Annotated in this window: 24 protein-coding genes and 2 tRNA genes; 10 read left to right on the top strand and 16 right to left on the bottom strand. The window is 71.9% G+C overall.

All coding sequences use genetic code 11. The features are described from left to right. Window positions 1-8 precede the first annotated feature (8 nt). Window positions 9-2,363, top strand: coding sequence for a ribonucleoside-diphosphate reductase subunit alpha (locus F8R89_RS23465; RefSeq protein WP_151785794.1), 2,355 nt, complete (start codon window positions 9-11; stop codon window positions 2,361-2,363). After that, window positions 2,363-3,373 carry a ribonucleotide-diphosphate reductase subunit beta gene (locus tag F8R89_RS23460; RefSeq protein ID WP_151785793.1) on the top strand — a complete coding sequence of 337 codons (1,011 nt, stop codon included), beginning with the start codon at window positions 2,363-2,365 and terminating at the stop codon, window positions 3,371-3,373. Before F8R89_RS23465 ends, F8R89_RS23460 begins: the two co-directional genes overlap by 1 nt. Here F8R89_RS23460 and F8R89_RS23455 read toward each other — a convergent pair. Beyond that, entirely contained in the window at window positions 3,286-3,525 is a 240-nt protein-coding gene (locus F8R89_RS23455; protein WP_062668204.1) for a hypothetical protein, read from the bottom strand. The genes F8R89_RS23460 and F8R89_RS23455 overlap by 88 nt on opposite strands. 92 nt (window positions 3,526-3,617) lie before the next feature. Here F8R89_RS23455 and F8R89_RS23450 point away from each other — a divergent pair, with 92 nt between their 5' ends. Continuing rightward, complete coding sequence (locus F8R89_RS23450; RefSeq protein WP_151785792.1) at window positions 3,618-4,607, top strand: GlxA family transcriptional regulator; 990 nt, start codon at window positions 3,618-3,620, stop codon at window positions 4,605-4,607. Here the strand turns inward: F8R89_RS23450 and F8R89_RS23445 are convergent. The 10 genes from F8R89_RS23445 to F8R89_RS23400 form a co-directional block, all read right to left on the bottom strand. Further along, a complete protein-coding gene (locus tag F8R89_RS23445) occupies window positions 4,579-5,958 on the bottom strand; it encodes a cytochrome P450 (protein ID WP_151785791.1) in 1,380 nt (459 codons plus the stop codon). The genes F8R89_RS23450 and F8R89_RS23445 overlap by 29 nt on opposite strands. Then, window positions 5,955-7,040, bottom strand: coding sequence for an epi-isozizaene synthase (cyc1, locus tag F8R89_RS23440; protein ID WP_151785790.1), 1,086 nt, complete (start codon window positions 7,038-7,040; stop codon window positions 5,955-5,957). Before cyc1 ends, F8R89_RS23445 begins: the two co-directional genes overlap by 4 nt. 264 nt (window positions 7,041-7,304) lie before the next feature. Then, window positions 7,305-7,955 (bottom strand): peptide deformylase, encoded by a 651-nt coding sequence (gene def, locus F8R89_RS23435; RefSeq protein WP_151785789.1) that lies wholly within the window; start codon window positions 7,953-7,955, stop codon window positions 7,305-7,307. Window positions 7,956-8,029: 74 nt separating this feature from the next. Continuing rightward, on the bottom strand, window positions 8,030-9,010 hold the full coding sequence (locus F8R89_RS23430) for a tetratricopeptide repeat protein (RefSeq protein WP_151785788.1): 981 nt from the start codon (window positions 9,008-9,010) through the stop codon (window positions 8,030-8,032). A 108-nt stretch (window positions 9,011-9,118) separates the two neighbouring features. Next, window positions 9,119-10,360: an HD-GYP domain-containing protein gene (locus F8R89_RS23425; RefSeq protein WP_192806205.1), complete on the bottom strand. Its 1,242-nt coding sequence runs from the start codon at window positions 10,358-10,360 to the stop codon at window positions 9,119-9,121. Continuing rightward, window positions 10,357-11,664: an HD-GYP domain-containing protein gene (locus F8R89_RS23420; RefSeq protein ID WP_151785787.1), complete on the bottom strand. Its 1,308-nt coding sequence runs from the start codon at window positions 11,662-11,664 to the stop codon at window positions 10,357-10,359. Before F8R89_RS23420 ends, F8R89_RS23425 begins: the two co-directional genes overlap by 4 nt. 110 nt (window positions 11,665-11,774) lie before the next feature. Continuing rightward, on the bottom strand, window positions 11,775-12,077 hold the full coding sequence (gene rsrA, locus F8R89_RS23415; RefSeq protein ID WP_151785786.1) for a mycothiol system anti-sigma-R factor: 303 nt from the start codon (window positions 12,075-12,077) through the stop codon (window positions 11,775-11,777). Continuing rightward, window positions 12,074-12,769, bottom strand: a complete 696-nt coding sequence (locus tag F8R89_RS23410) for a sigma-70 family RNA polymerase sigma factor (protein ID WP_192806204.1) — start codon at window positions 12,767-12,769, stop codon at window positions 12,074-12,076. Before F8R89_RS23410 ends, rsrA begins: the two co-directional genes overlap by 4 nt. Before the next feature lie 257 nt (window positions 12,770-13,026). Next, the gene (locus F8R89_RS23405; protein WP_151785784.1) at window positions 13,027-13,665 is read right to left on the bottom strand and encodes an alpha/beta family hydrolase; all 639 of its coding nucleotides are present in this window, start codon (window positions 13,663-13,665) and stop codon (window positions 13,027-13,029) included. Window position 13,666: 1 nt separating this feature from the next. Next, a complete protein-coding gene (locus tag F8R89_RS23400; RefSeq protein WP_151785783.1) occupies window positions 13,667-14,482 on the bottom strand; it encodes an SOS response-associated peptidase in 816 nt (271 codons plus the stop codon). A gap of 50 nt (window positions 14,483-14,532) precedes the next feature. On the opposite strand from F8R89_RS23400, the gene F8R89_RS23395 reads away from it, so the two are divergent. The 4 genes from F8R89_RS23395 (at window position 14,533) to F8R89_RS23380 (ending at window position 18,121) form a co-directional block, all read left to right on the top strand. Further along, on the top strand, window positions 14,533-15,255 hold the full coding sequence (locus F8R89_RS23395; protein WP_151785782.1) for a M50 family metallopeptidase: 723 nt from the start codon (window positions 14,533-14,535) through the stop codon (window positions 15,253-15,255). A gap of 68 nt (window positions 15,256-15,323) precedes the next feature. Then, complete coding sequence (aroA, locus tag F8R89_RS23390) at window positions 15,324-16,640, top strand: 3-phosphoshikimate 1-carboxyvinyltransferase (RefSeq protein ID WP_151785781.1); 1,317 nt, start codon at window positions 15,324-15,326, stop codon at window positions 16,638-16,640. A gap of 17 nt (window positions 16,641-16,657) precedes the next feature. Next, window positions 16,658-17,668, top strand: coding sequence for a ribosome small subunit-dependent GTPase A (gene rsgA, locus F8R89_RS23385; RefSeq protein WP_151785780.1), 1,011 nt, complete (start codon window positions 16,658-16,660; stop codon window positions 17,666-17,668). Between the two features lie 129 nt (window positions 17,669-17,797). Next, window positions 17,798-18,121: a DMT family transporter gene (locus F8R89_RS23380; RefSeq protein WP_151785779.1), complete on the top strand. Its 324-nt coding sequence runs from the start codon at window positions 17,798-17,800 to the stop codon at window positions 18,119-18,121. Between the two features lie 15 nt (window positions 18,122-18,136). Here F8R89_RS23380 and F8R89_RS23375 read toward each other — a convergent pair whose 3' ends face one another. Next, complete coding sequence (locus tag F8R89_RS23375; RefSeq protein ID WP_151785778.1) at window positions 18,137-18,748, bottom strand: TetR/AcrR family transcriptional regulator; 612 nt, start codon at window positions 18,746-18,748, stop codon at window positions 18,137-18,139. Window positions 18,749-18,943: 195 nt separating this feature from the next. Between F8R89_RS23375 and hisN the strand changes: the two genes are divergently transcribed. Both hisN and F8R89_RS23365 read left to right on the top strand, forming a co-directional pair. After that, window positions 18,944-19,744: a histidinol-phosphatase gene (gene hisN, locus F8R89_RS23370; protein WP_151785777.1), complete on the top strand. Its 801-nt coding sequence runs from the start codon at window positions 18,944-18,946 to the stop codon at window positions 19,742-19,744. Between the two features lie 135 nt (window positions 19,745-19,879). Then, on the top strand, window positions 19,880-20,272 hold the full coding sequence (locus F8R89_RS23365) for a cyclic nucleotide-binding/CBS domain-containing protein (RefSeq protein ID WP_151785776.1): 393 nt from the start codon (window positions 19,880-19,882) through the stop codon (window positions 20,270-20,272). Window positions 20,273-20,343: 71 nt separating this feature from the next. Here F8R89_RS23365 and F8R89_RS23360 read toward each other — a convergent pair whose 3' ends face one another. Then, window positions 20,344-21,795 carry a catalase gene (locus F8R89_RS23360; RefSeq protein ID WP_151785775.1) on the bottom strand — a complete coding sequence of 484 codons (1,452 nt, stop codon included), beginning with the start codon at window positions 21,793-21,795 and terminating at the stop codon, window positions 20,344-20,346. A gap of 153 nt (window positions 21,796-21,948) precedes the next feature. On the opposite strand from F8R89_RS23360, the gene F8R89_RS23355 reads away from it, so the two are divergent. After that, window positions 21,949-22,365, top strand: a complete 417-nt coding sequence (locus tag F8R89_RS23355; RefSeq protein WP_151785774.1) for a Fur family transcriptional regulator — start codon at window positions 21,949-21,951, stop codon at window positions 22,363-22,365. Between the two features lie 126 nt (window positions 22,366-22,491). Here the strand turns inward: F8R89_RS23355 and F8R89_RS23350 are convergent. The 3 genes from F8R89_RS23350 to F8R89_RS23340 all read right to left on the bottom strand — a co-directional run bounded on the left by F8R89_RS23350 (window position 22,492) and on the right by F8R89_RS23340 (window position 24,839). Next, window positions 22,492-22,565 (bottom strand) — tRNA-Met (locus F8R89_RS23350). A gap of 57 nt (window positions 22,566-22,622) precedes the next feature. Then, window positions 22,623-24,422 (bottom strand): tetratricopeptide repeat protein, encoded by a 1,800-nt coding sequence (locus F8R89_RS23345; protein WP_151785773.1) that lies wholly within the window; start codon window positions 24,420-24,422, stop codon window positions 22,623-22,625. A gap of 343 nt (window positions 24,423-24,765) precedes the next feature. Then, window positions 24,766-24,839 (bottom strand) — tRNA-Met (locus tag F8R89_RS23340). Between the last annotated feature and the right edge of the window lie 45 nt (window positions 24,840-24,884).

The raw sequence follows: 24,884 nt of genomic DNA, 5'->3' as shown, positions 1-24,884 counted from the left end.
AGCCTCACGTGACGATCGCGCCAGCCGAACCGGCCTCAGCGGCGGCCCAACCGGAGAACGACGGTCCCGGTGCCGCGCTGCTGCGGACCCTGACCGAGCTGACCGCCGACCTCCCCGACGCCGACCCCGGCCGGGTCGCCGCCGCCGCGCTGCGCGGCCGGTCCGCCCGGGCCGACGAGACGGAGTTGCGCGAGCTCGCCACCGAGGCGGCGGCCGGGCTCATCTCCGAGGACCCCGCGTACAGCAGGCTGGCCGCGCGGCTGCTCACCCTCTCCATCGCCGCCGAGGCGGCCTCGCAGGGCGTCACGACCTTCACCGGGTCCGTCGCGACCGGCCACCGCGAGGGCCTGATCGCCGACCGGACCGCCGCGTTCGCCCGCACGCACGCCGCCCGGCTCGACGCGCTCGTCGACCCCGCCGCCGACGACCGGTTCGGCTACTTCGGGCTGCGCACCCTGCACAGCCGCTATCTGCTGCGGCACCCGCACACCCGCAAGGTCATCGAGACGCCCCAGCACTTCCTGCTGCGGGTCGCCGCCGGTCTCGCCGCGGACGACAGCGCGGGGGCGGTGGACGAGGTCGCCGCGCTCTACCGGCTGATGAGCCGCCTGGAGTACCTGCCGTCCTCCCCCACGCTCTTCAACTCCGGCACCCGGCACCCCCAGATGTCGTCCTGCTACCTCCTGGACTCCCCCAAGGACGAACTGGACTCGATCTACGACCGGTACCACCAGGTCGCGCGCCTCTCCAAGCACGCGGGCGGCATCGGTCTGTCGTACTCCCGCGTCCGCGCCCGGGGTTCGCTGATCCGGGGCACCAACGGGCACTCCAACGGCATCGTGCCGTTCCTGAAGACACTGGACGCCTCCGTGGCGGCCGTGAACCAGGGCGGCCGGCGCAAGGGCGCCGCCGCGGTCTACCTGGAGACCTGGCACTCCGACATCGAGGAGTTCCTGGAGCTGCGGGACAACACCGGTGAGGACGCCCGCCGTACGCACAATCTGAACCTCGCGCACTGGGTGCCGGACGAGTTCATGCGCCGGGTCGAGGCCGACGGGACGTGGAGCCTGTTCTCCCCCGCCGACGTGCCCGAACTGGTCGACCTGTGGGGCGAGGAGTTCGACGCCGCCTACCGCGCGGCGGAGCGCGAGGGGCTGGCCCGCAAGACCCTCCCGGCCCGGGAGCTGTACGGCCGCATGATGCGCACCCTCGCGCAGACCGGCAACGGCTGGATGACCTTCAAGGACGCCGCCAACCGCACCGCCAACCAGACCGCCCTGCCCGGCCACGTCGTGCACTCCTCCAACCTGTGCACCGAGATCCTGGAGGTCACGGACGACGGGGAGACGGCGGTCTGCAACCTGGGCTCGGTCAACCTGGGCGCGTTCGTGCGGGACGGCGACATCGACTGGGAGCGCCTGGACGAGACGGTCCGCACGGCCGTCACGTTCCTCGACCGGGTCGTGGACATCAACTTCTACCCGACCGAGCAGGCCGGCCGTTCCAACGCCCGGTGGCGTCCGGTGGGCCTGGGCGCGATGGGCCTGCAGGACGTCTTCTTCCAGCTGCGGCTGCCCTTCGACTCCGCCGAGGCCAAGGCGCTGTCCACCCGGATCGCCGAGCGGATCATGCTCGCCGCGTACGAGGCGTCCGCCGGCCTCGCCGAGCGCGAGGGCCCGGTGCCGGCCTGGGAGAGGACGCGGACCGCGCGGGGTGTGCTGCACCCCGACCACTACGACGTCGAGCCGGCCTGGCCCGAGCGCTGGGCCGCGCTGCGCGAGCGGATCGCCACGACCGGGCTGCGCAACTCGCTGCTGCTGGCGATCGCGCCCACCGCCACGATCGCGTCCATCGCCGGTGTCTACGAGTGCATCGAGCCGCAGGTCTCCAACCTGTTCAAGCGCGAGACGCTGTCCGGCGAGTTCCTCCAGGTCAACTCCTACCTGGTGGAGGAGCTGAAGCGGCTCGGCGTGTGGGACGCCCGCACCCGCGAGGCACTGCGCGAGGCCAACGGCTCGGTGCAGGACTTCGCCTGGATCCCGGCGGACGTACGGGCGCTGTACCGCACGGCCTGGGAGATCCCGCAGCGCGGCCTGATCGACATGGCGGCGGCCCGCACCCCGTTCCTCGACCAGTCGCAGTCCCTGAACCTGTTCCTGGAGACGCCGACCATCGGCAAGCTCTCCTCGATGTACGCGTACGCCTGGAAGCAGGGGCTGAAGACGACGTACTACCTGCGCTCGCGCCCGGCGACCCGGATCGCCCGTGCCGCCCGCGCCACCGTCCCCGTCCAGCAGGTCACCGACCCCGACGCGGTCGCCTGCTCCCTTGAGAACCCCGAGTCCTGCGAGGCCTGCCAGTGATGTCCCGTACCCAGAACCTTCTCGACCCCGGCTTCGAGCTGACCCTGCGCCCCATGCGCTACCCGGACTTCTACGAGCGCTACCGGGACGCCATCAAGAACACCTGGACCGTGGAGGAGGTCGACCTCCACTCGGACGTGGCCGACCTCGCGAAGCTGACCCCGGCCGAACAGCACCTGATCGGACGGCTGGTGGCGTTCTTCGCGACCGGTGACTCGATCGTCGCGAACAACCTGGTGCTGACGCTGTACAAGCACATCAACTCCCCCGAGGCGCGGCTGTACCTCTCGCGCCAGCTGTTCGAGGAGGCCGTGCACGTCCAGTTCTATCTGACGCTGCTCGACACCTACCTCCCCGATCCGGAGGACCGGGCGGCGGCGTTCGCGGCGGTGGAGAACATCCCGTCGATCCGTGAGAAGGCCGAGTTCTGCTTCCGCTGGATGGACTCGGTCGAGAAGCTGGACCGCCTGGAGTCACAGGCCGACCGCCGGCGCTTCCTGCTCAACCTGATCTGCTTCGCGGCCTGCATCGAGGGCCTGTTCTTCTACGGCGCCTTCGCCTACGTCTACTGGTTCCGCAGCCGGGGCCTGCTGCACGGCCTGGCGACCGGCACCAACTGGGTGTTCCGCGACGAGACCATGCACATGTCGTTCGCGTTCGACGTGGTCGACACGGTCCGCAAGGAGGAGCCGGAGCTGTTCGACGACCGGCTCGGCCAGGAGGTCACCGACATGCTGAGGGAGGCCGTCGAGGCCGAGCTGCAGTTCGCGCGCGACCTGTGCGGTGACGGCCTCCCGGGCATGAACACCGACTCGATGCGGCAGTACCTGGAGTGTGTCGCCGACCAGCGGCTGACCCGCCTCGGCTTCGCCCCGGTGTACGGCTCCGAGAACCCCTTCTCCTTCATGGAGCTGCAGGGGGTTCAGGAGTTGACCAACTTCTTCGAGCGGCGCCCCTCGGCGTACCAGGTGGCGGTGGAGGGCACCGTCGACCTGGACGAGGACTTCTGAGTCCGGACCGCGTCGCGCTCCTGGGCCTCCCTGATCTGACGGTCGATACGGCGGTCGTGCACGATCCCGATCACCGAGGGGAGGACCAGGAGGACGAACATCCCGAGCACGACGGCCATGGCGAGCAGTGTCTGTGTCTGTTCCGTAGTCATGACACCACTGTCGCGCCGGACACTCCTGTCGAACAGTGGCAGGACTGCCGTGCACCCTCGATTTACTGCCATCCGCGAGGCACAATGGCAGCATGCTGAAGAACGTGGCGGCCGTCCTGCTCGACGGCGTACACCCCTTCGAACTCGGCGTGGTCTGCGAGGTGTTCGGCATCGACCGCAGCGACGAGGGCCTGCCCACGTACGACTTCGCGGTCGCCTCGGCCGAGGGGCCGACGCTGGGCACCCACGCCGGCGGGCTGACCCTGTCCACGCCGTACGGACTGGAGCGGCTGGAGGAGGCGGACCTGATCGCCGTGCCGGCCGGGAACGACTACCTCACCCGTGACTTCCCGCCCGAGCTGCTGGACGCCCTGGTCAGAGCGGTCGACCGGGGCGCCCGGGTGCTCAGCGTCTGCTCCGGCGTCTTCCTGCTGGGGGCGGCGGGGCTGCTCGACGGGCGGCGGTGCAGCGTGCACTGGCGGCACGCCGAGGAGCTGGCCCGGCGGCACCCCCGCACGACCGTCGAGCCCGACGTCCTGTACGTCGACGAGGGCCCGGTGATCACCAGCGCCGGCACCGCCGCCGGCATCGACGCCTGTCTGCACCTGGTGCGGCAGGAACAGGGCACGGAGATCGCCAACAAGATCGCCCGGCGCATGGTCGTGCCGCCGCACCGGGACGGCGGCCAGGCCCAGTACATCGAGCGGCCGCTGCCCGTCTCCTCGTGCGACACGGTCGGCGAGGTGCTGGCCTGGATGGAACGGCACCTCGACGAGGACCTCACCGTGGAGCAGCTCGCCGAGCGGGCGCTGATGTCCCCGCGGACCTTCGCCCGCCGCTTCCAGCAGGAGACCGGCACCACCCCCTACCGCTGGATCCTGCGGCAACGGGTCCTGCTGGCCCAGCACTTGCTGGAGGCGACGGACGAGACGGTGGACGCGATCGCCGGCCGGACGGGGTTCGGCACGGCGGCCGCGCTGCGCCACCAGTTCGTCCGGGCCCTCGGGACGACCCCGCAGGCGTACCGGCGGACGTTCCAGGGCCCAGAGGCCGCTAGCCGCGGGGCATCGTCCGCAGCCTGAGGTCGTGCGGGTGGAGGGTGATGCCGACCCGGGTGCCGTCCTTGGAGCCGGGGGCCTGCTCGAAGCGGTACGACGTCGCCAGCGACGCCGTGACGAGGGTCAGCAGCGCCATCGAGAAGTGGTCGCTCGGGCACTTGCGGTTGCCGACACCGAACGGGGCCATGGCATGCTTCGGCACCTCCTTCGCCCGCTCCGGGAGCCAGCGGTCCGGGTCGAACCGGAGGTGATCGGCGTACGACCGCGGATCGCGCTGCACCGCGTACGGGCTGTAGACGATGTCGGACCCGGCCGGAATGCGATAGCCACCGAGTTCCGTGTCCGTGACCGCGCGCCGGGTGAGAATCCAGATCGCGGGACGCAGGCGCATTGCCTCCACGACGACATTGTTGGTGTGCCGGAGGCTTCGGACGTCGCCGAATGCCACCGGACGGCCGTCGGTCACGGATTCAACTTCCGCGCGCACCTTGTCGGCGTGTTCCGGGTGCTCGGCGAGCACATGGAGCAGCCACATGATCGTGGACCCCACGGTTTCGGCGCCCGCGGTGAGAATGGCCACGACCTGATCGTGGATCTCCTGCTCCCCAATGGGGTCGCCATTGTCGTCCGTGGCCTCCAGCAATGCCGTCAGCAAATCGTTCGGCTTTTGACCGGAGGCCCGGCGTTCGGCGACGATCTCGTCGACGATGAGATGGAAGTCGGCCAGGGCTCCGTTGAATCGGCGGTTGGCCGGAAGGGGCAGCCTGTAAAGCGGCCCGAGCGGGATCACCATCCGCCGGTACATCCCCCGGAAGAGCGTGTCGAGCGCCGCGGACAGCCGCTCGGCGCGCTCGTCCATGTACGCCCCGCGCAGCAGGCAGCGGGCGGCGACGCGCACGGCGATCCGGAACGCCTCGGTGGTGCAGTCGATGATCTCGCCCGCCGCCCAGCGCCCGGTGAGCGCGTGGGCCTCCTCCTCCATGACCGGCGCGTAGCCGGGGATGGCGTCGAGCCGGAACGCGGGCTGCATGGTGCGGCGCTGCCGGCGGTGGCGCGGGCCGTTCGCGGTGGCCACGCCCTCCTTGCCGAGCAGGTCCTCCAGCGACTCCCACAGCGGCCCGGCGATCTCGAAGTCGGTGCTCAGCGCCAGTGCGCCGGTCAGTCCGGGGGTGGTGACGGCGTACAGCGTCTTCGGGCCGAGCTTGATCCGGACGACGTCGCCGTGGTCGCGCAGCCCGGACATGAAGGCGAGCGGGTCGCGGACCATCCGCCAGGCGTGGCGCAGCACGGGGACGCCGCCGCCGGCGAGGGGCGGCTCGCGCAGCTCGGAGGAGGGACGGGAACCGGTCGTGGGGTGGGTGGACTCGACGGTCATTTCTCACCTGCCGCTTCGTTGCTGACGTACGGGGGCGTGGACCGGTCGTCCCAGCTGTCGACCTTGTACCGGCCGGACTCGTGGTGGAACCAGTAGACGGAGCTGAACCAGTTGCGCATGGCGCCGACGCAGGTGCGCACGGCGGCACCGAGTTCCTTTCCGTGCCGGGTGCCGTCGCAGAGGGAGTCGGCGAGTTCCAGGGCCTCGCGTTCGGCGACGAGGAATTCGGAGACACAGGTGTCGACGCGTCGCCGCATTTCCGCGACAGCCTCCTCCAGGGTCAGCCGTTCATGGGTGACGAGACTGATGCCGAGATTGTGGACCTCGTCGCCCGCGATTTCCTTCGGAAGCGAGCAGAGGTCGTTGTACCAGGCGGCGAAATCCTGGCTCAGTAATGCGGCCCGCGCGTAGGCGGGGTGTTTTCGCACGGGGTCCGGGAGTTCCAGCTGGGCGCTCGGCTCCAGCAGATCGGTCCAGATCTCGTGGGCGAAGGTGAGACGGCGCAGGGCGAGGTATTCCTCGACGGTGGGAATGCGGCCCTCGGTGCGGTTCGTGAATTCCCGGTCGTACGCCTCGATCACCGCGTGGAAGTGGCGGGCGAAGCGGGTGTTCCAGGTGGGGGACAGGAACGAGTAGAGCCGCGTCAGGCTGTCGGCCAGGCCCGCGACCAGCGGATCGGCGTGCCGCAGGTGGCTCTCGGGGGCGTCGAGGGCGGCGTGCAGCCGCGTCCGCAGGCGCCCCCAGGCGGCAGGGCGGCGGTGGACGATGTCCCGGTCGTGCCGGTCGTCCCAGACGAAGAACCACGCGCTGTAGTCGGCTATCGCCTGCAGGACGTCCTCGGGGGCCTCGGTGTAGTACCCCGCCATGAGGTCCGTGTAGCACAGGCCGTCGGCATGCTCTTCGACCTTGTCGGCCGGCATGAGCCGCTTTTCGAGGAGCCAGGTGCGGGTCTTCTCCTGGAGCCGGGGCCAATAGGGATGGAGTTGCCTGGGAAACGCTTCCTCGATCACCGGAAGAGAGAGCGATGGTGGAACCGGTACCGCCATGGGTGTCGATGTGGTGCCGCGTGAGAAAGCATGCACGAACAAACCCCTCTCAGGCCGCCAGTCGGTCACGCCCTCCACTGCGCCGGGCGTGCACCGTCGTGTATCCCCGCTCTTCCATTCAGCACCACAACTGACCGTTCTGGGAACGGATTTGCATCATTCACTACCCCTACAGGACCGCCGTCCCGCTGTCACCGGGAGAACAGGGTCGAACAGATGACGGACATGCGAACGGCGCCCGCCCGGGACGGAGGTCACGGGGGGCGCCGTACGGAAGGTGCCGGTGGGGCGTGCGGGGCGTCAGTCGTTGGCGACGACGGGGTAGCGCGGCTCGTTCTCGGCCATCTGCCGCAGCGCGTCCTTGCGCTCCCGCTTGGAGAGGCGGTCGATGTAGAGGTAGCCGTACAGATGGTCCGTCTCGTGCTGGAGGCAGCGGGCGAAGTAGCCCGTGCCCCGCACCTTGATCGGGTTGCCCTTCTCGTCCTGGCCGGTCACCTCGGCGTAGTCGGGACGGGCGAGCGGCGCGTACGCGGTCGGCACGGACAGGCAGCCCTCGTTGCTGTCGTCCAGGCGGCGCCGGTCCGCGGGCAGCTCCACGAGCTTGGGGTTGCAGACGACACCGACATGCCGCACGCCGTCGTCGTCCGGGCAGTCGTAGACGAAGACCTTCAGGTCGACGCCGATCTGGTTGGCGGCCAGGCCGACGCCCTCGGCGGTCCGCTGCGAGGCGAACATGTCGTCGACCAGCTTCCGCAGCTCGTCGTCGAACTCGGTGACGTCCTTGCACTCCTTGTGCAGGACCGGGTTGCCGACGACCGTGATGGGCCGGGAGGTGCCGCGCTCGCGGTACGCCTGCTCACGCTCCTCGCAGTCCTCCGAGTCGATGACGAAGCCCTCGTCGTCGACGGGGAGCACGCCCGCGTGCTGCTGTTCGGTGTCCTGCTGGGCCATGACAGACGTAAGCCTTTCCTGCACAAACCGGGGATCGGACGGACGGTGATGCTGATACAGGGTACGGCGAATGCTCAGCAGACCTCTTCGAGATCACGCCAGTCACGGCTGTCCGGGCTGTCCGCGACCCAGCCGTCCAGCAGCCCCCGGACCAGCCCGGCCGGCGCGGCGACCCCGCACTCGCGCTCCGGCACCCACAGCTGCCCGTCGGTGCGGTGCCCGAGCGGACCGGGGTGGCCGGGCTCACTGTGGTCGTGCGGGTCCAGATGCTCCCCGTCGCCCTCGTCGGACGGCATCCGCGACTCGGAGCACATCCGGCACAGCAGCCGCACGGACGACGACCAGTCCTCCGCGGCGAACCCGGCGTCGGCGGCGAGCTGCTCCAGGGCGTCCCGGTCGGCCTCGGTGGCCGCCTCCAGCAGGACCACCCAGGTCGGGACCGGCGAGGGCGCCCACAGCTCGATCTCGTCGAAGACCGGGAAGGAGTGCCCGGACGACGTGGTGCGCTCCCCGTGGGGCACGCCGTCGTGCAGCACGACCTCGCCCCAGCGGCGCCCGGACGACGGCAGCGGGATCGACAGCACCTCGATCCGGGCGGGGTCCAGCCGCCGCCCCCACACGACCTCGGCCTCACCCTCCGGGGAGAGCCGTACGGCCGCGCTGCCCAGGTCCATCCCGGCCGGCTCACCGGACTCGGTGGCCCCGCCGGGCACCCGCAGGCCGTACGCCTGCCAGGCGCGCCGGGCCAGCGGCCAGTCCTGCAGGGCGGTGGCGGCGATGCCGACGTTCCACCAGTCGGGGGCGCCGGTCTCCCGGTCGAGCAGGGCGACGGCCCGCAGCCCGGCGGCGCGGGCCTGCTCCCAGTCGTGCCGGAACTTGTGCAGCAGGGCGAGGTTGAACCAGGACTCGGACAGCCAGGGCTCCAGATCGGCGGCCCGCGTCAGCAGCGCGCCGGCGTCCTCGTACCGGCCGTCGCCGATGAGAGTGAACGCCCGGTCGGTGGCCTGCCGCCAGGAGGCGGAGGGCCGGTGCCGTCCCTTGCCGAAGATCCTCACGATTCCCGCCTGCCAGTTCCGTGGAGTGGGCTGGCTAGTGCTGCCCCCGGACACCCTTTCCTTCGCATCCAACCACGTACGGCTGGAAGGGCGCTCATTACCCATGGGTTACCCAGCCACGGGCATGCTCAGACCGTCCCTGGACAGGACCCGCGCCAGTGATCCGACGACCTCGGGGGCGTACTCCCCCGCCGTCCCCAGGCGCAGCTCCTCCAGGGCTTTCAACGCTCCACCGGGCCCGGCGTCGCGGGCCTTCTCCTCGTAGGCGTTCACCGCGCGCACGATCCGGGCGGCGACCGGTTGCTCGGCGCAGGGGTCCGCCAGGCGCTCGACGACCAGGGCGACCTGCGGGCTCACCCCGGTCTGGCGGACGACGGCCCCGCCGAGCAGCGCGATCCGCCGCTGCTCCTCCGCCGGCAGCCGGGCCGTGGCCCCGGCCGGTACCGGGTCGACCAGGCTGAGCTGTCCGATGTCGTGCATGAGCGCCGCGTACTCCAGGATCGTGAGCTCCGCCTCGGACAGCCCGAGGTCCCGGCCGACCGCCCGGCTGAGGGCGGCCACCCGGCGGGCGTGCCCGGCCGGGGTGTACCCGGCGATCTCGGTGGCCCGGGCGAGGGAGGCGATGGTCTGCCGGTAGGTGGTCCGCACGGCGGCGTACCGGCGGAACGACATCTGGGTGAGCAGCAGCGGCACGGAGAAGACCGGCAGCGCCCACAGCCCGACCACGCCGACGGCGAGCGCCATCACCGCGCCCGTCGCGCAGACCGCCGAGCCGATGCCGAGGGTGGCCCGCAGCTCGTCCCGCAGCAGCGGCCCGAACGGCCAGCCGGTGCGGGAGTGCGCGAGGGCGGCGGCGAGCAGGGCGTCGCAGAGGAAGGTGAGGGTGAGGACCGCCGCGAGGAGCAGGGCGTAGGAGGTGCCCCAGCCGTGCAAGGCGCCCTGGTCGTAGAGGGGGTGCAGACAGACGGCGGCGAAGCCGGTGGTGAGCACGCGCCGCGCGAGGTGGTCCCGCACGGGCCGGCCCTGTGCGATGTGCGGCACGCCGCCGAGCAGCGAGGCGGCGAGGACGACACCGACCACCTGGGTCACCCCGTGGTGGGTGGCCTCCCCGCCCGCCTCCCCGAGCAGCGCGTACGACAGGGCGGCCGCCGCGCCGAGGGGTGCGGTCTCCCGGCCCTCGGCGCCGGGCCTGCGGGTCAGTTCGCCCAGGACGACGAGGGCGCCGAAGGCGAGCGCGGTGGCGCGTTCGTCGAGGCCGTGGCGCAGGCAGTCGAGCAGGGAGAGCCCGGCGAGGAGGGCGGCGCCTGTGTGGACGCAGCCGAGCAGGAGCGGGGGCCGCGGGGCGGTCACCGGTGGGCCCCGGGGGCGCTGGAGACGGGCGGGCGGGGCGGGAGCGGGCCGGTCTCGTCGGCGGTCACCGCGGGGTGCCAGCCGAGGCGGCGGACGGCCCGGACGAGCGCGGTGACCATCCGGGGGTCGAACTGCGAGCCGGCGCACCGCTCCAGCTCCCGCAGCGCGACGGGGACGGGCCGGGCGCGGGAGTAGGACCGGGTGGACGTCATCGCGTCGAAGGCGTCCGCCACGGCCACCACCCGGGCGGGCTCCGGGATCTGGCTGCCCCTCAGCCCGTAGGGGTAGCCGCTGCCGTCGAGGCGCTCGTGATGGTGCAGGACGGCGGCCCGGGCCTCGCCGAGGAAGGAGATGCCGCGGACCATCTCGTGCCCGTACTCGGGGTGCAGCTCGATGATCCGGCGTTCCTCGGGGGTGAGCGGGCCGTCCTTGCGGAGCAGCCGGGTGGGCACGCCCAGTTTGCCGACGTCGTGCAGGATGCCGGCGAAGCGCAGGACCTCCACCCGCTCGTCCCCCAGGCCCAGTTCCCGCGCGATCATCATGGAGGCGTGCCCGACGCGCTCGCTGTGGCCGCGCGTGTAGCCGTCCTTGATGTCGACGGCCTGGACGAGGGCGCGGATGGTCGCCTGATGGGCCGCGTGCTCCCGGTGGTACTGGGCGAACACCCACCACGACACGCACATGGGGAGCAGCACGAGCAGGGCCGCGACCGGGCCGTACGGGCTCTGCCACAGGACGGCCATCATGAGCCCGGCGAGTCCGTGCACGGCGATGGGCGCGAGGGAGCGCGGGAAGAGCCCGCGCCAGGCGCGGCGGGCCGGGACGCGCTCGGCTAGCGCGAGGATGCCGCCGTCGAGCAGGGTGAGGACGAGACAGAAGGCGACGACGGCGGCCCCGGCGGCGGCGAGCGCGCCGGGGAACTCGGCGGCGGTCACGGGACCCGGCTCGCCCAGGGCCGCGTAGACCTCGGCGGCCGCGCGCACGGCGAGCACGAGCTGGGAGGCCCGCCACAGGCGGCGCATCCCGCGCGGCGGGTGTCCGACGGGCCCGAGCAGCGCGCCCGGCACCGCGACGAGCGCGGCGGCGGGCGGCGGCAGCAGGAACGCCCCGGCCAGCAGCACGGGGTAGAAGGTGCCGGACAGACGGCCGCGGGCGGCGACGCGTCCCCCGCCGGCGTAGAGCGCGGCGAGGAGGGCCACCACCCACCACGGCGGACGTGCGGAGGGCACGGGCAGCAGGCAGAGTGCCGCCGCGAGGGCGGCACAGGCGACGTACCCGCGCGCCCGTGCCGGCAAGGTCTCCATGCCCGGCCCCTCCCCCACCGTCACCTGCTCAGCTCACGCGGAGCCTAGGTGGGCCGGGGGGCGGGCGCGGGCGTGTCGCCCGGCATTCGCACGTTCGGGTGACGCGGGAGTCAGGTCTCCTGCGGCGCGGCGGCGACGTCGTGCTCGGGCACGGACTGACCGGAGCGGATCAGGTCGAGCCGGCCCAGCACCTTCGCGCGCAGGTCCGTGGGGACGTCGTCATGGCCGCAGCAGCGCTTGACGAGCTTCTTCACCGCTTCTTCGAGCCCGTACTTCTCCAGGCACGGCGAGCACTCCTGGAAGTGCTGCTTAAACTTGTCGCGGTCGACGTCCGGCATCTCGCTGTCGAGGAACTCGTAGAGGTGGTCGAGTACCTCGGAGCAGTCCGTCTCGTGCGGCTCTCCGCAGCTCATGAGCCCGAGCCTTTCGCTTCGTCCGACTCTCCGGCGCCGGCCGGGACCAGCCCGCGCTCGCGGGCGTAGTCCTCGAGCATGCCGCGCAGTTGACGGCGGCCCCGGTGCAGCCGGGACATCACCGTACCGATGGGTGTCCCCATGATGTCCGCGATCTCCTTGTACGCAAAGCCCTCTACGTCGGCCAGATACACGGCAATGCGGAATTCCTCGGGGATCGCCTGCAGTGCTTCCTTCACGTCCGAGTCCGGCAGGTGGTCGAGCGCCTGCGACTCGGCGGAGCGCAGACCCGTCGACATGTGCGACTCGGCGCGCGCCAGCTGCCAGTCCTCGATCTCCTCGGCCGCGGAGCGCTGGGGTTCGCGCTGCTTCTTGCGGTACGAGTTGATGAAGGTGTTGGTGAGGATCCGGTACAGCCAGGCCTTCAGGTTGGTGCCCTCGCGGAACTGGTGGAAGGACGCGTACGCCTTGGCGTAGGTCTCCTGCACCAGGTCCTCGGCGTCGGCGGGGTTGCGCGTCATGCGCAGGGCGGCCGAGTACATCTGGTCGAGGAATTCCAGCGCGTCCCGCTCGAAGCGCGCGGTGCGCTCCGCGGTCGTCTCCGGGGACGTGCCCACGCCCGTGCCCAGGCCCTCGGGCTGCTCCGCCTGGCCGTTGTCGGTCCCTGCGTCGGTACCGGGAACCGGACCCACCTCCTCAAGATTGCGGGCAGGGCCGAATCCGGCCGTGCCTGAATCGGAGGATAGACGACCTGCCGTGCCTGCCGCCCCTCGAATGGGAGCGGTCTTGGCCGCGTGCAGCACCGTCCAGTCCAGGTCGGCACGGCTGCTGCGACTCGGGCAGAAGGTCGAACCCATGCGGTGGACTTCCTCTCCTACGACGTCGGTGCCGGTGCTCAGCACCGCATGTCCGCCACAACAGAGGCCGGGCCCGCATCATTCCCGAACCTTTACCCCAGTGACCCGGCCCACGCCGCCACGGCGTCCGTGACGAGGGCCACGGCCTCGTCCTGTCCGAGGGGCGCCCGCTTGGGCACGGCGAACCCGTGATCGGCGTGGGGCACCTCGACGAGTTCGTACGGGCCGTCGGGGAACTCCTCCGGCCTGCCGAAGGGGTCGTTGCCGCCCTGGACGACGAGGGTGGGCACCCCGGCGCCGAGCAGTTCGTCCGCCCGGGACTTCTCCGGCTTGCCCGGCGGGTGCAGGGGGAAGCTGAGCGCCAGCACGGCGTGCGCCCCGAGTTCGCGGGCCGTGCGGCAGGCGACGCGGGCGCCCGCGCTGCGCCCGCCCGCGATCACGGGCAGCCCCGGCGCGGCGAGCGCCGGCCACAGCCCCCGCCAGCCGGTGTCCAGGGTCTTCGGCGCGGGCGCCACCTTCTTGCCGGCCACCCGCCAGGGCTGCTCGACGAGGGCGACGCTCACCCCGTGCTCCGGGAGGGTCCGGGCGAGCGCCACGAGGTCGCGGGCGCCGATGCCGCCGCCGGCGCCGTGGCTCACGGCCAGCACGAGCCGGGGCCGGGGCGCCGGGTGCCAGGTGACGCGGGCGTCCCCCGCGTCCGTGGCGATGGTCTCGATGATCTCGGTCGTCACGTCAGAAGAGTGTGCCCTCTTCGGGGCCGTCGAGCTCCTTCAGCAGCTCCGGGCCGTTGTTGCGGACGTTGCTGACGAGGGTGGAGACGGGGTAGGCGCGCATCAGCCCGGACGGCGGCGGCGCGAGCAGGGAGCGCAGCTCCTCCGGGTCCTGGCGGGTGGGGTCCAGCCAGGCGTCCCAGCGGTCGGGGGTGAGCATCAGCGGCATCCGGGGGTGGATGTCGGCCAGGGAGCGGGGGCCCTCCTCGGGCGCCACCGCGAGCGGGGCCGTCTCCGCCTCGGTCGTGATCACCGAGCAGGTCACCCACCAGGCCCGCGGGTGGTCGTCCGGCAGGGTCCGGTCCCGCCAGAACTCGTACAGCCCGGCCATCGCGAAGACGGAGCCGTCGGCGGGGAGCACGAAGTAGGGCTGCTTGCGCGGCCGTTTGCGCTTCCCCTCCTGCTCCAGGTCCAGCTCCTGGCGGCCGGTGACCCACTCGTAGTAGCCGTCGGCGGGGATGACGCAGCGCCGGGAGGTGAAGGCCCGCCGGTACGACGGCTTCTCGTGCACGGTCTCCGCGCGGGCGTTGATCATCTTGAAGGCGGTCTCGGGCGTCTTGGACCAGCTCGGGACCAGTCCCCACTTCAGCGTGCGCAGCTGCCGAACCGGGCGCGGGTCGGCCGCGTCTTTCAGGGGACGGTCGAGGACGACGTGGACCTCCTTCGTCGGGGCCACGTTGTAGTCCGGCTCCAGGGTCTCCTCGGGTTCCCACGTCTCGATCCCGAAGATCGCCGCGAGATCCTCGGGCCCACGACTGGCTGCATACCGTCCGCACATACGTGCCACACTGCCAGATTCCATCCACCCCGAGGGAGCCGACGCCTCACATGGACCGCACCGCATCCGCCTCGCTCGCCTCCCTGTGGGGCGAGGTCTCCGGTACCCAGACCGACCCGGACCTGTGGGTGGTGATCGCCACCCTGGTGGCGGCGCTCGCCGTCGTCGTCCCGCCCGGTCTGTGGCGGCTGTCACGCAACGCGATCACCATCGCCCACGAGGGCGGACACGGACTGGTCGCCCTGCTGACGGGCCGGACACTGACCGGGATACGGCTGCACTCCGACACCAGCGGCCTGACCGTCAGCCGCGGCAAGCCGTACGGCATCGGGATGATCCTCACGGCGGCCGCAGGCTACACGGCCCCGCCGCTGCTGGGGCTCGGCGGGGCCGCGCTGCTGTCCGCGGGGCGTATCACGCTGCTGCTGTGGCTGGCGACGCTGCTGCTGCTGGCGATGCTGGTGATGATCCGCAACGCCTATGGGGCGCTCACCGTGTTCCTCACGGGCGGCACCTTCGTGGTCGTCTCATGGCTCACGGGACCGCAGGTGCAGGCGGCGTTCGCGTACGCGGTGGTGTGGTTCCTCCTGGTGGGCGGTGTCCGGCCGGCCTTCGAGCTGCAGGCGAAGCGCTCGCGCGGCGGGGCCGGCGACTCGGACGCGGACCAGCTGTCGCGGCTCACCCATGTACCGGCGGGGCTGTGGCTGTTCCTGTTCCACGCGGTGTCGCTGTGCGCGCTGCTCGGCGGGGGCCGGTGGCTGCTGGACCTGTGAGGCCGTGCGTCACAGGGCGCGGCCCACGGCGCGGCACCGGCGGGACCGCCTGCTTATAAAGTGGGGCCATGGCCCCGAACGACACATCCACCGCCCTCTGGCCCGCCCCGCACGCGAGCGGAGCCGTCGACGCGACGGTCCACGTGCCGGGGTCCAAGTCGGTCACCAACCGTGCTCTCGTCCTCGCCGCCCTGGCCAGCGAGCCGGGCTGGCTGCGCCGTCCGCTGCGCTCCCGGGACACGCTGCTGATGGCGGGCGCGCTGCGCACGATGGGCGTCGGCATCGAGGAGGGCGTGGGTCCCGAGGGCACCGGCGAGGCGTGGCGGGTGCTTCCCGCGGGGCTGCGCGGCCCGGCCACGGTCGACGTGGGCAACGCCGGCACGGTGATGCGCTTCCTGCCCCCGGTGGCCGCGCTGGCCGACGGCCCGGTCCGCTTCGACGGCGACCCGCGGTCGTACGAGCGTCCGCTGCACGGGGTGATCGACGCGCTGCGCGTCCTCGGTGCGCGGATCGACGACGACGGCCGGGGCGCGCTGCCGCTGACGGTGCACGGCGGGGGTGCGCTGGAGGGCGGCGTGGTGGAGATCGACGCCTCGTCGTCGTCCCAGTTCGTGTCGGCGCTGCTGCTGTCGGGGCCGCGCTTCAACCAGGGCGTCGAGGTCCGGCACACCGGCTCCACGCTGCCGTCGATGCCGCACATCCGGATGACCGTCGACATGCTGCGCGCGGTCGGCGCCCAGGTGGACACCCCGGAGTCGGGCGGCGAGCCGAACGTGTGGCGGGTCACGCCGGGTGCGCTGCTCGGCCGTGATCTGACGATCGAGCCGGACCTGTCCAACGCGCAACCGTTCCTCGCGGCGGCGCTCGTGACCGGCGGCAAGGTCCTGATCCCGGACTGGCCGGCCCGCACCACGCAGCCCGGCGACCGGCTGCGCGAGATCTTCACCGAGATGGGCGGCTCCTGCGAACTCACCGAGTACGGGCTGGTGTTCACCGGTTCGGGTGCGATCCACGGCATCGACGTGGACCTCGGCGAGGTCGGCGAGCTGACCCCGGGCATCGCGGCGGTCGCGGCCCTCGCGGACTCCCCCTCGACGCTGCGCGGGGTGGCGCATCTGCGGCTGCACGAGACGGACCGGCTGGCCGCGCTCACCAAGGAGATCAACGAACTCGGCGGTGACGTCACGGAGACCGCCGACGGCCTGCACATCCGCCCGCGCCCGCTGCACGGCGGGGTCTTCCACACGTACGAGGACCACCGCATGGCGACGGCCGGCGCGGTCATCGGCCTCGCGGTCGAGGGCGTGCTCATCGAGAACGTGGCGACGACGGCGAAGACCCTGCCGGACTTCCCCGATCTGTGGACCGGGATGCTCGGGGCGTAGGGCTCGGGGACACAGCGATGCGCCGCTACGGCAAGCACACCGACGAGGACGACATCCGCACGCGCCCCGGCCGTCGGAACACCCGGCCCCGCACCAACATCCGGCCCAAGCACGAGGACGCCGCCGAGGGCATGGTCCTCACCGTCGACCGGGGCCGGCTGACCTGCCTCGTCGAGGACCGGGTCGTCCTGGCGATGAAGGCACGCGAACTGGGCCGCAAGGCCGCGGTGGTCGGTGACCGGGTGGCCCTCGTCGGTGATCTCTCCGGCAAGAAGGACACCCTCGCGCGGATCGTGCGCATCGAGGAGCGCACCTCGGTGCTGCGCCGGACCGCCGACGACGACGATCCGTTCGAGCGGGTCGTGGTGGCCAACGCCGACCAGCTCGCGATCGTCACCGCCCTTGCCGACCCCGAGCCGCGGCCCCGGCTGATCGACCGCTGTCTGGTGGCGGCGTTCGACGGCGGTCTGGAGCCGCTGCTGGTGCTGACGAAGTCCGATCTGGCGTCACCGGACGAACTGCTGGAGCTGTACGGCGCGTTGGACATCCCGTATGTCGTCACCAACCGTGAGGAGCTGGCCGACGGGGCCGCCGCCGACCGGGTGCGCGAGCATCTGGACGGCAGGGTCACGGCGTTCGTGGGCCACTCCGGCGTCGGCAAGACGACACTGGTGAACGCGCTGGTGCCGGACGACCGCCGGCGGTCGACCGGGCATGTCAACGCGGTGACCGGGCGCGGCCGGCACACCACGACGTCGGCGCTCGCGCTGCCGCTGGGCGGCGCGGACGGCTGGGTGGTGGACACCCCGGGCGTCCGGTCGTTCGGCCTCGCCCACATCGACCCGTCCCGGGTGATCCACGCGTTCCCCGACCTGGAGCCGGGCACCGAGGGATGCCCGCGCGCGTGCAGTCACGACGAGCCCGACTGCGCGCTGGACGCCTGGGTGGCGGAGGGGCACGCCGATCCCGCGCGCCTCTACTCGCTGCGGCGGCTGCTGGCCACGCGGGAGCGCACGGAGGGCGACTGACCTCCGCGTTGTTTGTCCCCCCACGAGTTCGGTAAGGGCATAATCGCACCGAGCGAGCTCCAAGCCTGGCCAAAGGCTGACGATTCTGACGAAGCGGTCACCGAAACACGGCGTACGGGAGGACAGCACATGGCGTGGCTGCTGGTCATCGTGGCGGGGCTGCTCGAAACCGGCTTCGCCGTCTGTCTGAAACTGTCGCACGGCTTCTCGCGGCTGTGGCCGACCGTCGCCTTCTGCATCTTCGCGCTGGGCAGTTTCGGCCTGCTGACGCTGTCCCTGCGGAAGCTGGACGTGGGTCCGGCGTACGCGGTGTGGACGGGCATCGGGGCGGCCGGCACCGCGATCTACGGGATGATCTTCCTCGGCGACATCGTCTCGACGCTGAAGATCGTGTCGATCTCCCTGGTCATCCTGGGAGTGGTCGGCCTCCAGCTCTCCGGATCGGCCCACTAGTACACGCAGTCGCGCTCAGTCCGTCAACTGGCGGTCCAGCGCCTCCCGTACGAGATCGGTGACGCCGTCCTCGCCGGGCGGCGGGGCGGCGACACAGGACAGGGCGAGGCGCAGGGCGAGTTCGCAGCCGCGGGCGAGGCCGGCCCGGTCCGGCGGGGCGGTGCCGGACCCGGCGAGCACCGAGACGGCCCGGTCGCGGACCATGGCCACGAGGTCGCCCGGCGCGGGCAGCGGCCCGTCGGCCCTGCGCTGGGCGGGCACGGCCGAGGAGGACGGCACGGCGGTCAGCGACGGCGACGGCAGGCGCTCGCTCCAGCAGCCGGTGAGCAGGGCGCGGACCAGGGCGTTGTCGCGGGCGAGGCGCGCGGTCCACTCGGCGGTGGCGGTGAGCCGGCCGCAGATGTCGCCGGGGGTGGCGAGGGCGCGTTCGACGCCCGCGAGATAGGTGTCGGCCTCGCGGCGGACGAGTGCGCGGGCGAGCCCCTCCTTGCTGCCGAACTCGTTGTAGAGCGTCTGCCGGGAGACCCCGGCCGTCGCGGCCACGTCAACCATCCGCACGGCTGACCACGGCCGGCGCGCCAGCGCCGAGTGGGCGGCGTCGAGCAGTGAATCCCGCGCTGCAGGCATCATCGCCTCCTGGGGCGAGCGGCTAGCGCCCAGATTTGACGGGTGCGGGGGCACTGTCAAGGGTTCGCGAAGGTGCACGGGGCGCCCTTCGGCCGGGTGTTCGGAACCGTGGAGCGGGCCCGGGTGGCGCGCTGGACCGGGTCCGCGCGGGGGTGTGGTGGCCCCACCCCGATCACGACAGATACGGTTCGTTCCATGCCGGACTACCTCGACGATCTCCGCCTCGCCCACGTCCTCGCTGACGCCGCCGACGCCGCCACCATGGAGCGCTTCAAGGCGCTCGACCTCAAGGTCGAGACCAAGCCGGACATGACGCCGGTGAGCGAGGCGGACCGGGCGGCCGAGGAGCTGATCCGGGGGCAGTTGCAGCGGGCCCGCCCGAGGGACGCGATCCACGGCGAGGAGTACGGCGTCGAGGGCACCGGGCCCCGCCGCTGGGTGATCGACCCGATCGACGGCACCAAGAACTACATCCGCGGCGTCCCCGTGTGGGCGACGCTCATCTCGCTGATGGAGGCGGGCGAGGGCGGCTTCCAGCCGGTCGTCGGTGTCGTGTCCGCGCCCGCGCTCGGCCGCCGCTGGTGGGCCGCCCAGGGGTACGGGGCGTTCAGCGGGCGCAGCCTGTCCACCGCGACCCGGCTGCACGTCTCGCGCGTCTCGAAGCTGTCGGACGCGTCGTTCGCGTACTCCTCGCTCAGCGGCTGGGAGGAGCAGGGCCGCCTGGACGGCTTCCTGGACCTGACCCGCGAGGTGTGGCGCACGCGCGCGTACGGCGACTTCTGGCCGTACATGATGGTCGCCGAGGGTGCGGTGGACCTGTGCGCCGAACCCGAGCTGTCCCTCTGGGACATGGCCGCCACCGCCATCGTCGTGACCGAGGCGGGCGGGACCTTCACCGGCCTCGACGGCCGTCCCGGCCCGCACAGCGGCAACGCCGCGGCCTCGAACGGACTGTTGCACGACGAACTCCTGGGCTACCTCAACGGCCGCTACTGACGGCCCTCTTGTTGACCTCCTCTTTGCCTGTCACTCTGGGGATCCCCCACTTGTGAACTTGTGCATCGCCGACTGGCGCGTCCGGCGCCGGGCAGGAGCGGCGGTGCGGGGGCACTTCAGGAGGTGGCTCCATCCATGCTCGTACGAGACGCCATGAGCACCGTGGTCCTCACCATCGGCCCCACCCACACCCTTCGTCAGGCGGCCGCGCTGATGTCCACCCGCCGGGTGGGCGCGGCCGTCGTCCATGATCCCGACGCGGGCGGCATCGGCATCCTGACCGAACGCGACATCCTCAACTCCGTCGGTCTCGGGCAGAGTCCGGACACCGAGCGGGTCCACGACCACACCACCGACGACGTCGTCTTCGCGACGCCGTCCTGGACGCTGGAGGAGGCCGCCCGCGCGATGGCGCACGGCGGCTTCCGCCATCTGATCGTGCTGGAGGGCGACGAGCCCGTCGGCGTCGTCTCGGTCCGGGACGTCATCCGCTGCTGGGCCCCGGCCCGTCAGCAGGTCCCCGCCTGAGCACACGGGACGGGCCGGGCTCCCCGAGGGAACCCGGCCCGTCCGTCCGGCAGGCGGTCCAGTGCTGGTGATCAGCCGCGCAGTTCCCGCACGGCGGCCTCCAGCCGCTTGCCGAAGTCCTCGTCGGCCTGCCGGAAGTTGTTGATCGCGCGCTCGGCGATGTCGTCGCGCGTCACCCCCGAGATGGCGTTCGCCAGGTTCTTCACCAGGCGCTCCTTCTCGTCCTCCGTCATCAGCCGGTAGAGGTTGCCCGCCTGCACGAAGTCGTTGTCCTCGGCGTGGACGGGCGTGACCGTCTCGCCGGTGACCCCGGAGACGGCGACGGGCTGCCACAGCGGACGGTCCGTCTGGAAGGGGCCGCCGAAGCTGTTCGGCTCGTAGTTCTTCGCGCCCTTGTGGCGGCCGTCGTACAGATGGCCGTCACGGGAGTGGGTGCGTGCCTCGGTGGCGTGCGGGCGGTTCACCGGCAGGTGGTCGGCGTTGATGCCGACGCGGTAGCGGTGGGCGTCGCCGTACGCGAAGAGACGGCCCTGGAGCATCTTGTCCGGGGAGGGACCGATGCCCGGCACGAAGTGGGCGGGGCTGAAGATGGACTGCTCGACCTCGGCGAAGATGTTCTCCGGGTTGCGGTTGAGCTCCAGCTTGCCGAACTCGATCAGCGGGTAGTCCGCGTGCGGCCAGACCTTGGTCAGGTCGAACGGGTTGAAGCGGTAGGTCGCCGCGTCGGCCACCGGCATGACCTGGACGGACACGGTCCAGGACGGGTACTCGCCGCGCTCGATGGCCTCGCGCAGGTCCCGCTGGTGGGAGTCGGGGTCCTTGCCCGCGAGGATCTCGGCCTCCTCGGCGGTCAGGTTCTTGATGCCCTGGTCCGTCTTGAAGTGGTACTTGACCCAGAACGCCTCGCCGGCCTCGTTGGTCCACTGGTAGGTGTGGGAGCCGAAGCCGTCCATGTGGCGGTAGGACGCCGGGATGCCGCGGTCACCGAACAGCCAGGTCACCTGGTGCGTGGACTCGGGCGACAGCCCCCAGAAGTCGAAGACGTTGTCCGCCTCCTGCGAGCCGGTGTACGGGTCGCGCTTCTGGGTGTGGATGAAGTCGGGGAACTTGATCGCGTCCCGGATGAAGAACACCGGGGTGTTGTTGCCGACGAGGTCGTAGTTGCCCTCCTCGGTGTAGAACTTCACCGCGAAGCCGCGCGGGTCGCGCACCGCGTCGGCGGCGCCGAGGTTGCCCGCGACCGTGGAGAAGCGCAGGAAGACCTCGGTCTCCTTGCCCACCTCGGAGAGGAACGCGGCCCGGGTGTACCGCGTGACGTCGGCGGTCACCGTGAAGGTGCCGTACGCGCCGGCGCCGCGGGCGTGCACCACGCGCTCCGGGATGCGCTCGCGGTTGAAGTGGGCCAGCTTCTCGAGCAGGAACTGGTCCTGGACGAGGACCGGGCCGCCGATCCCCGCGGTCTCGCTGTTCTGGTTGTCGGCCACCGGAGCTCCGGCTTCCGTCGTGAGCGGTCCCTGGGTCACGTACGCCTCCTGCTTGGTTCTGGGTGAATCCGGCCGTCCCTGTCCCTTGGCCAAACTCATCGCCGATCCTACAATGGACATTGTCTAAGTCAAGTGAGGCTCCAAAGTCACATCTGTTCAGAAGCTGGTCCTGGTGCTGTTAAGGTGTCTGCCATGAGTGACCTTCTGGAACGGCTGCGTGGACGCGGATGGCGTATGACCGCACAGCGGCGCGTCGTGGCCGAGGTCCTCGCCGGCGAGCACGTCCATCTGACGGCCGACGAGGTGCACGCCCGAGCTGTCGCCAAGCTGCCCGAGATCTCCCGCGCCACCGTCTACAACACGCTGGGTGAGCTGGTCTCGCTCGGCGAGGTGGTCGAGGTCTCCACCGACAAGCGCGCCAAGCGGTACGACCCGAACGCCCACCAGCCGCACCACCACCTGGTGTGCGCGCAGTGCGGCACGATCCGGGACGTCCACCCCACGGGGAACCCGATGGCCGACCTCCCCGACTCCGAGCGCTTCGGCTTCTCGGTCTCCGAGGTCGAGGTCACGTACCGGGGCGTCTGCCCGAACTGCTCGAAGGCCTGACCCGATCGTCCGAAGCCCCGGCGCCCCTGAGGTGCCGGGGCTTCGCGCTGCCCCGCGACCGGGGGATGTACGACAGGGGAAACACCAAGGGCCGGAATCCTGAGGATTCCGGCCCTTGGCCTTGAGTAGCGGGGACAGGATTTGAACCTGCGACCTCTGGGTTATGAGCCCAGCGAGCTACCGAGCTGCTCCACCCCGCGTCGGTGAAATGAACACTACGTCAAGGACGCGGACCGAGGCAAATCACTTCCCGCTCCTCAGGCCGACAGCTCCTCGCGCAGGGCGTCCCGCAGCCGCGCCGCGCGCTGGGCGACCTCCTTCGGGCCGAGGGTCACCGCGCGGTCGGCCCACCGCTGGCCCTCCGCCAGCTCGCCGCGACGCGCGTAGACCAGGGCGAGGCGCAGAGCCGACCGCCCGTGCCCGGCGTCGGCCGCACGGGTCCACCACACCGCGGCCTCGGGCTCGCTGCCCTCCCTGGCCAGCAGCAGGCCGAGGTTGAACGCGCCGTTGCGCGAGCCGGCCTCGGCGGCCCTGCGGTACCACTCGGCCGCCTCCACCACGTCGCCCCGGGCCGCGGCCAGCATGCCGACCCGGACCTGGGCGCGCCGGTGCCCCTGGGTCGCCGCCCGCTCGTACCACTCCTCGCACTCGGTCTTCTCGTGCACGATCTCCCCGAGCTCGTGCGCGGGCTCCGGCGGGCGCCGCGCGTCGAGCAGGGTCGCCAGCCGGTACGCCGCCTCGGCGCTGCCCGCCCCGGCTGCGCAGCGCAGATGCCGCTCGGCCGTGAACTCGTCCCCGTCCCGCAGGCACGCGATGCCGACCTGGAGCGCCGCCTCCGAGTGCCCGGCGGCGGCCGCGCGCTCGTACCACCGCAGCGCGGCCTCCTCCTCACCGCGCCCGGCGTGCAGGATGCCCAGATTGAACGCGGCGTCCACGCTGCCGGCCTCGGCGGCCTTGGAGAACCAGGGCTCGGCGCCCGCCGCGTCCCCGACCTGCAGCAGCAGGATGGCCAGCGCGTTCGCCGCCTCGCGGTGCCCGGCGTAGGCGGCTCTGCGGTACCACTGCTCGGCCTGCGCGGTGCGCTTCTGCTCGGCGCAGAGCAGGCCCAGGTTGTACGCGCCGTTCACATCGCCGGCGTCCATGGCGGCCCGGTACCAGCGCTCGGCGGTCTGTGTCTCCCCGCGCTCGGCGTGCAGCGCGCCCAGCGCGTTGGCCGCGTTGCCGTCGCCGTCCTGGGCGGCGCGCAGCCACCACACGGCGGCGCTCTCGCTGTCCCCGGCGTCGCGCAGCAGGAAGCCCAGCGCGCAGGCGGCCCGCGGCTCGCCGTCCTTGGCGGAGGTCAGGTACCAGCGCCCGGCCTCCTTGAGCTCTCCCCGCCGCTCGAGGATGGCGCCGAGGTGCAGGGCGGCCCGGCGGTGGCCGCGCGCGGCGGCCTGCCGGTACCACTGCTCGGCCTCCTCCGGCGAGGCCTCGTCCGCGGCACCGTCGTCGGGCCCGTCCAGGTCCGTACGGCCGGCCTGCCGGTCGAGCGCGCGGGCCAGCCGGTACGCCGCCTCGCGGTGGCCGCGCTCGGCGGCCGCCCGCATCCAGCGCTCGGCTCCGGGGTCGCTGCGGTGCTCCAGCAGATCGGCGAGCGCGTAGGCGCCGAGCGCGTGCCCCTGCTCGGCGGACTGCCGCAGCCAGTACTCGGCGGCGGGCTCGTCACCGCGCTCGCGGTGGTGCCGGCCGAGGGCGTGCGCGGCGGCGGCCGACCCGGCCACGGCGGCGATCCGCCACCAGCCGGCGGCTTCCTCGGCGTAGCCGCGCTGGTGCAGCAGCACGCCCAGGTTGTTGGCGGCGGCGCGGTCACCCGCGGCGGTGGCCGCGCGCAGATGCGGTTCGGCGCCGTCGAGGTCGCCGCGGCGCAGCAGCATGGCACCGAGGACGCTCATGGCCTCGACCTCGCCGCTCTGCGCGGCGAGCCGGTGGCGCGCCTCCTCGGCGGCCTGCCCCGCCCCGTCGGCGCCCACGGGGCGGACGGGAACCGGGCTGTCGTCGGGCTGTACCAGGTCACTCATCGGCTGCGAGGCGTCCTCCGTCGGCTGCGCCGAATCGCCCACCGACCGTACAAAGTCGGCAGGCTGCACAAACCGCCCTGTCTCCAACAGAGTTGCCTTGTCCCCCATAACGTCCATCGTCGCACCACCTGCAACCTGGGTACACCTGGTATACCGCAGCCAGTGAGGTCACTACAGCGTTTTGTCGACATGCCCACAGAGAGACAAGTCAAACACAAGAGGCCCAACTCACCACGGCGGCGCGTCGATTCCGCTGCCCGGCACATGCGTTCGCACACCAGAAAGGCCCGGATCCGTGAGGATCCGGGCCTTCGGTGTCGGGCGAATAAATCGCCGACTTCAGTAGCGGGGACAGGATTTGAACCTGCGACCTCTGGGTTATGAGCCCAGCGAGCTACCGAGCTGCTCCACCCCGCGCCGTTGTGTTGCAACCGTACCACGGCGCGGGATGGGCCTTTCGCC

It is taken from the genome of Streptomyces sp. SS1-1, from assembly GCF_008973465.1.
GTDB lineage: Bacteria > Actinomycetota > Actinomycetes > Streptomycetales > Streptomycetaceae > Streptomyces.
Note: the sequence above shows the minus strand (reverse complement) of the source record. Positions and strands in the feature narration are given on the sequence as shown.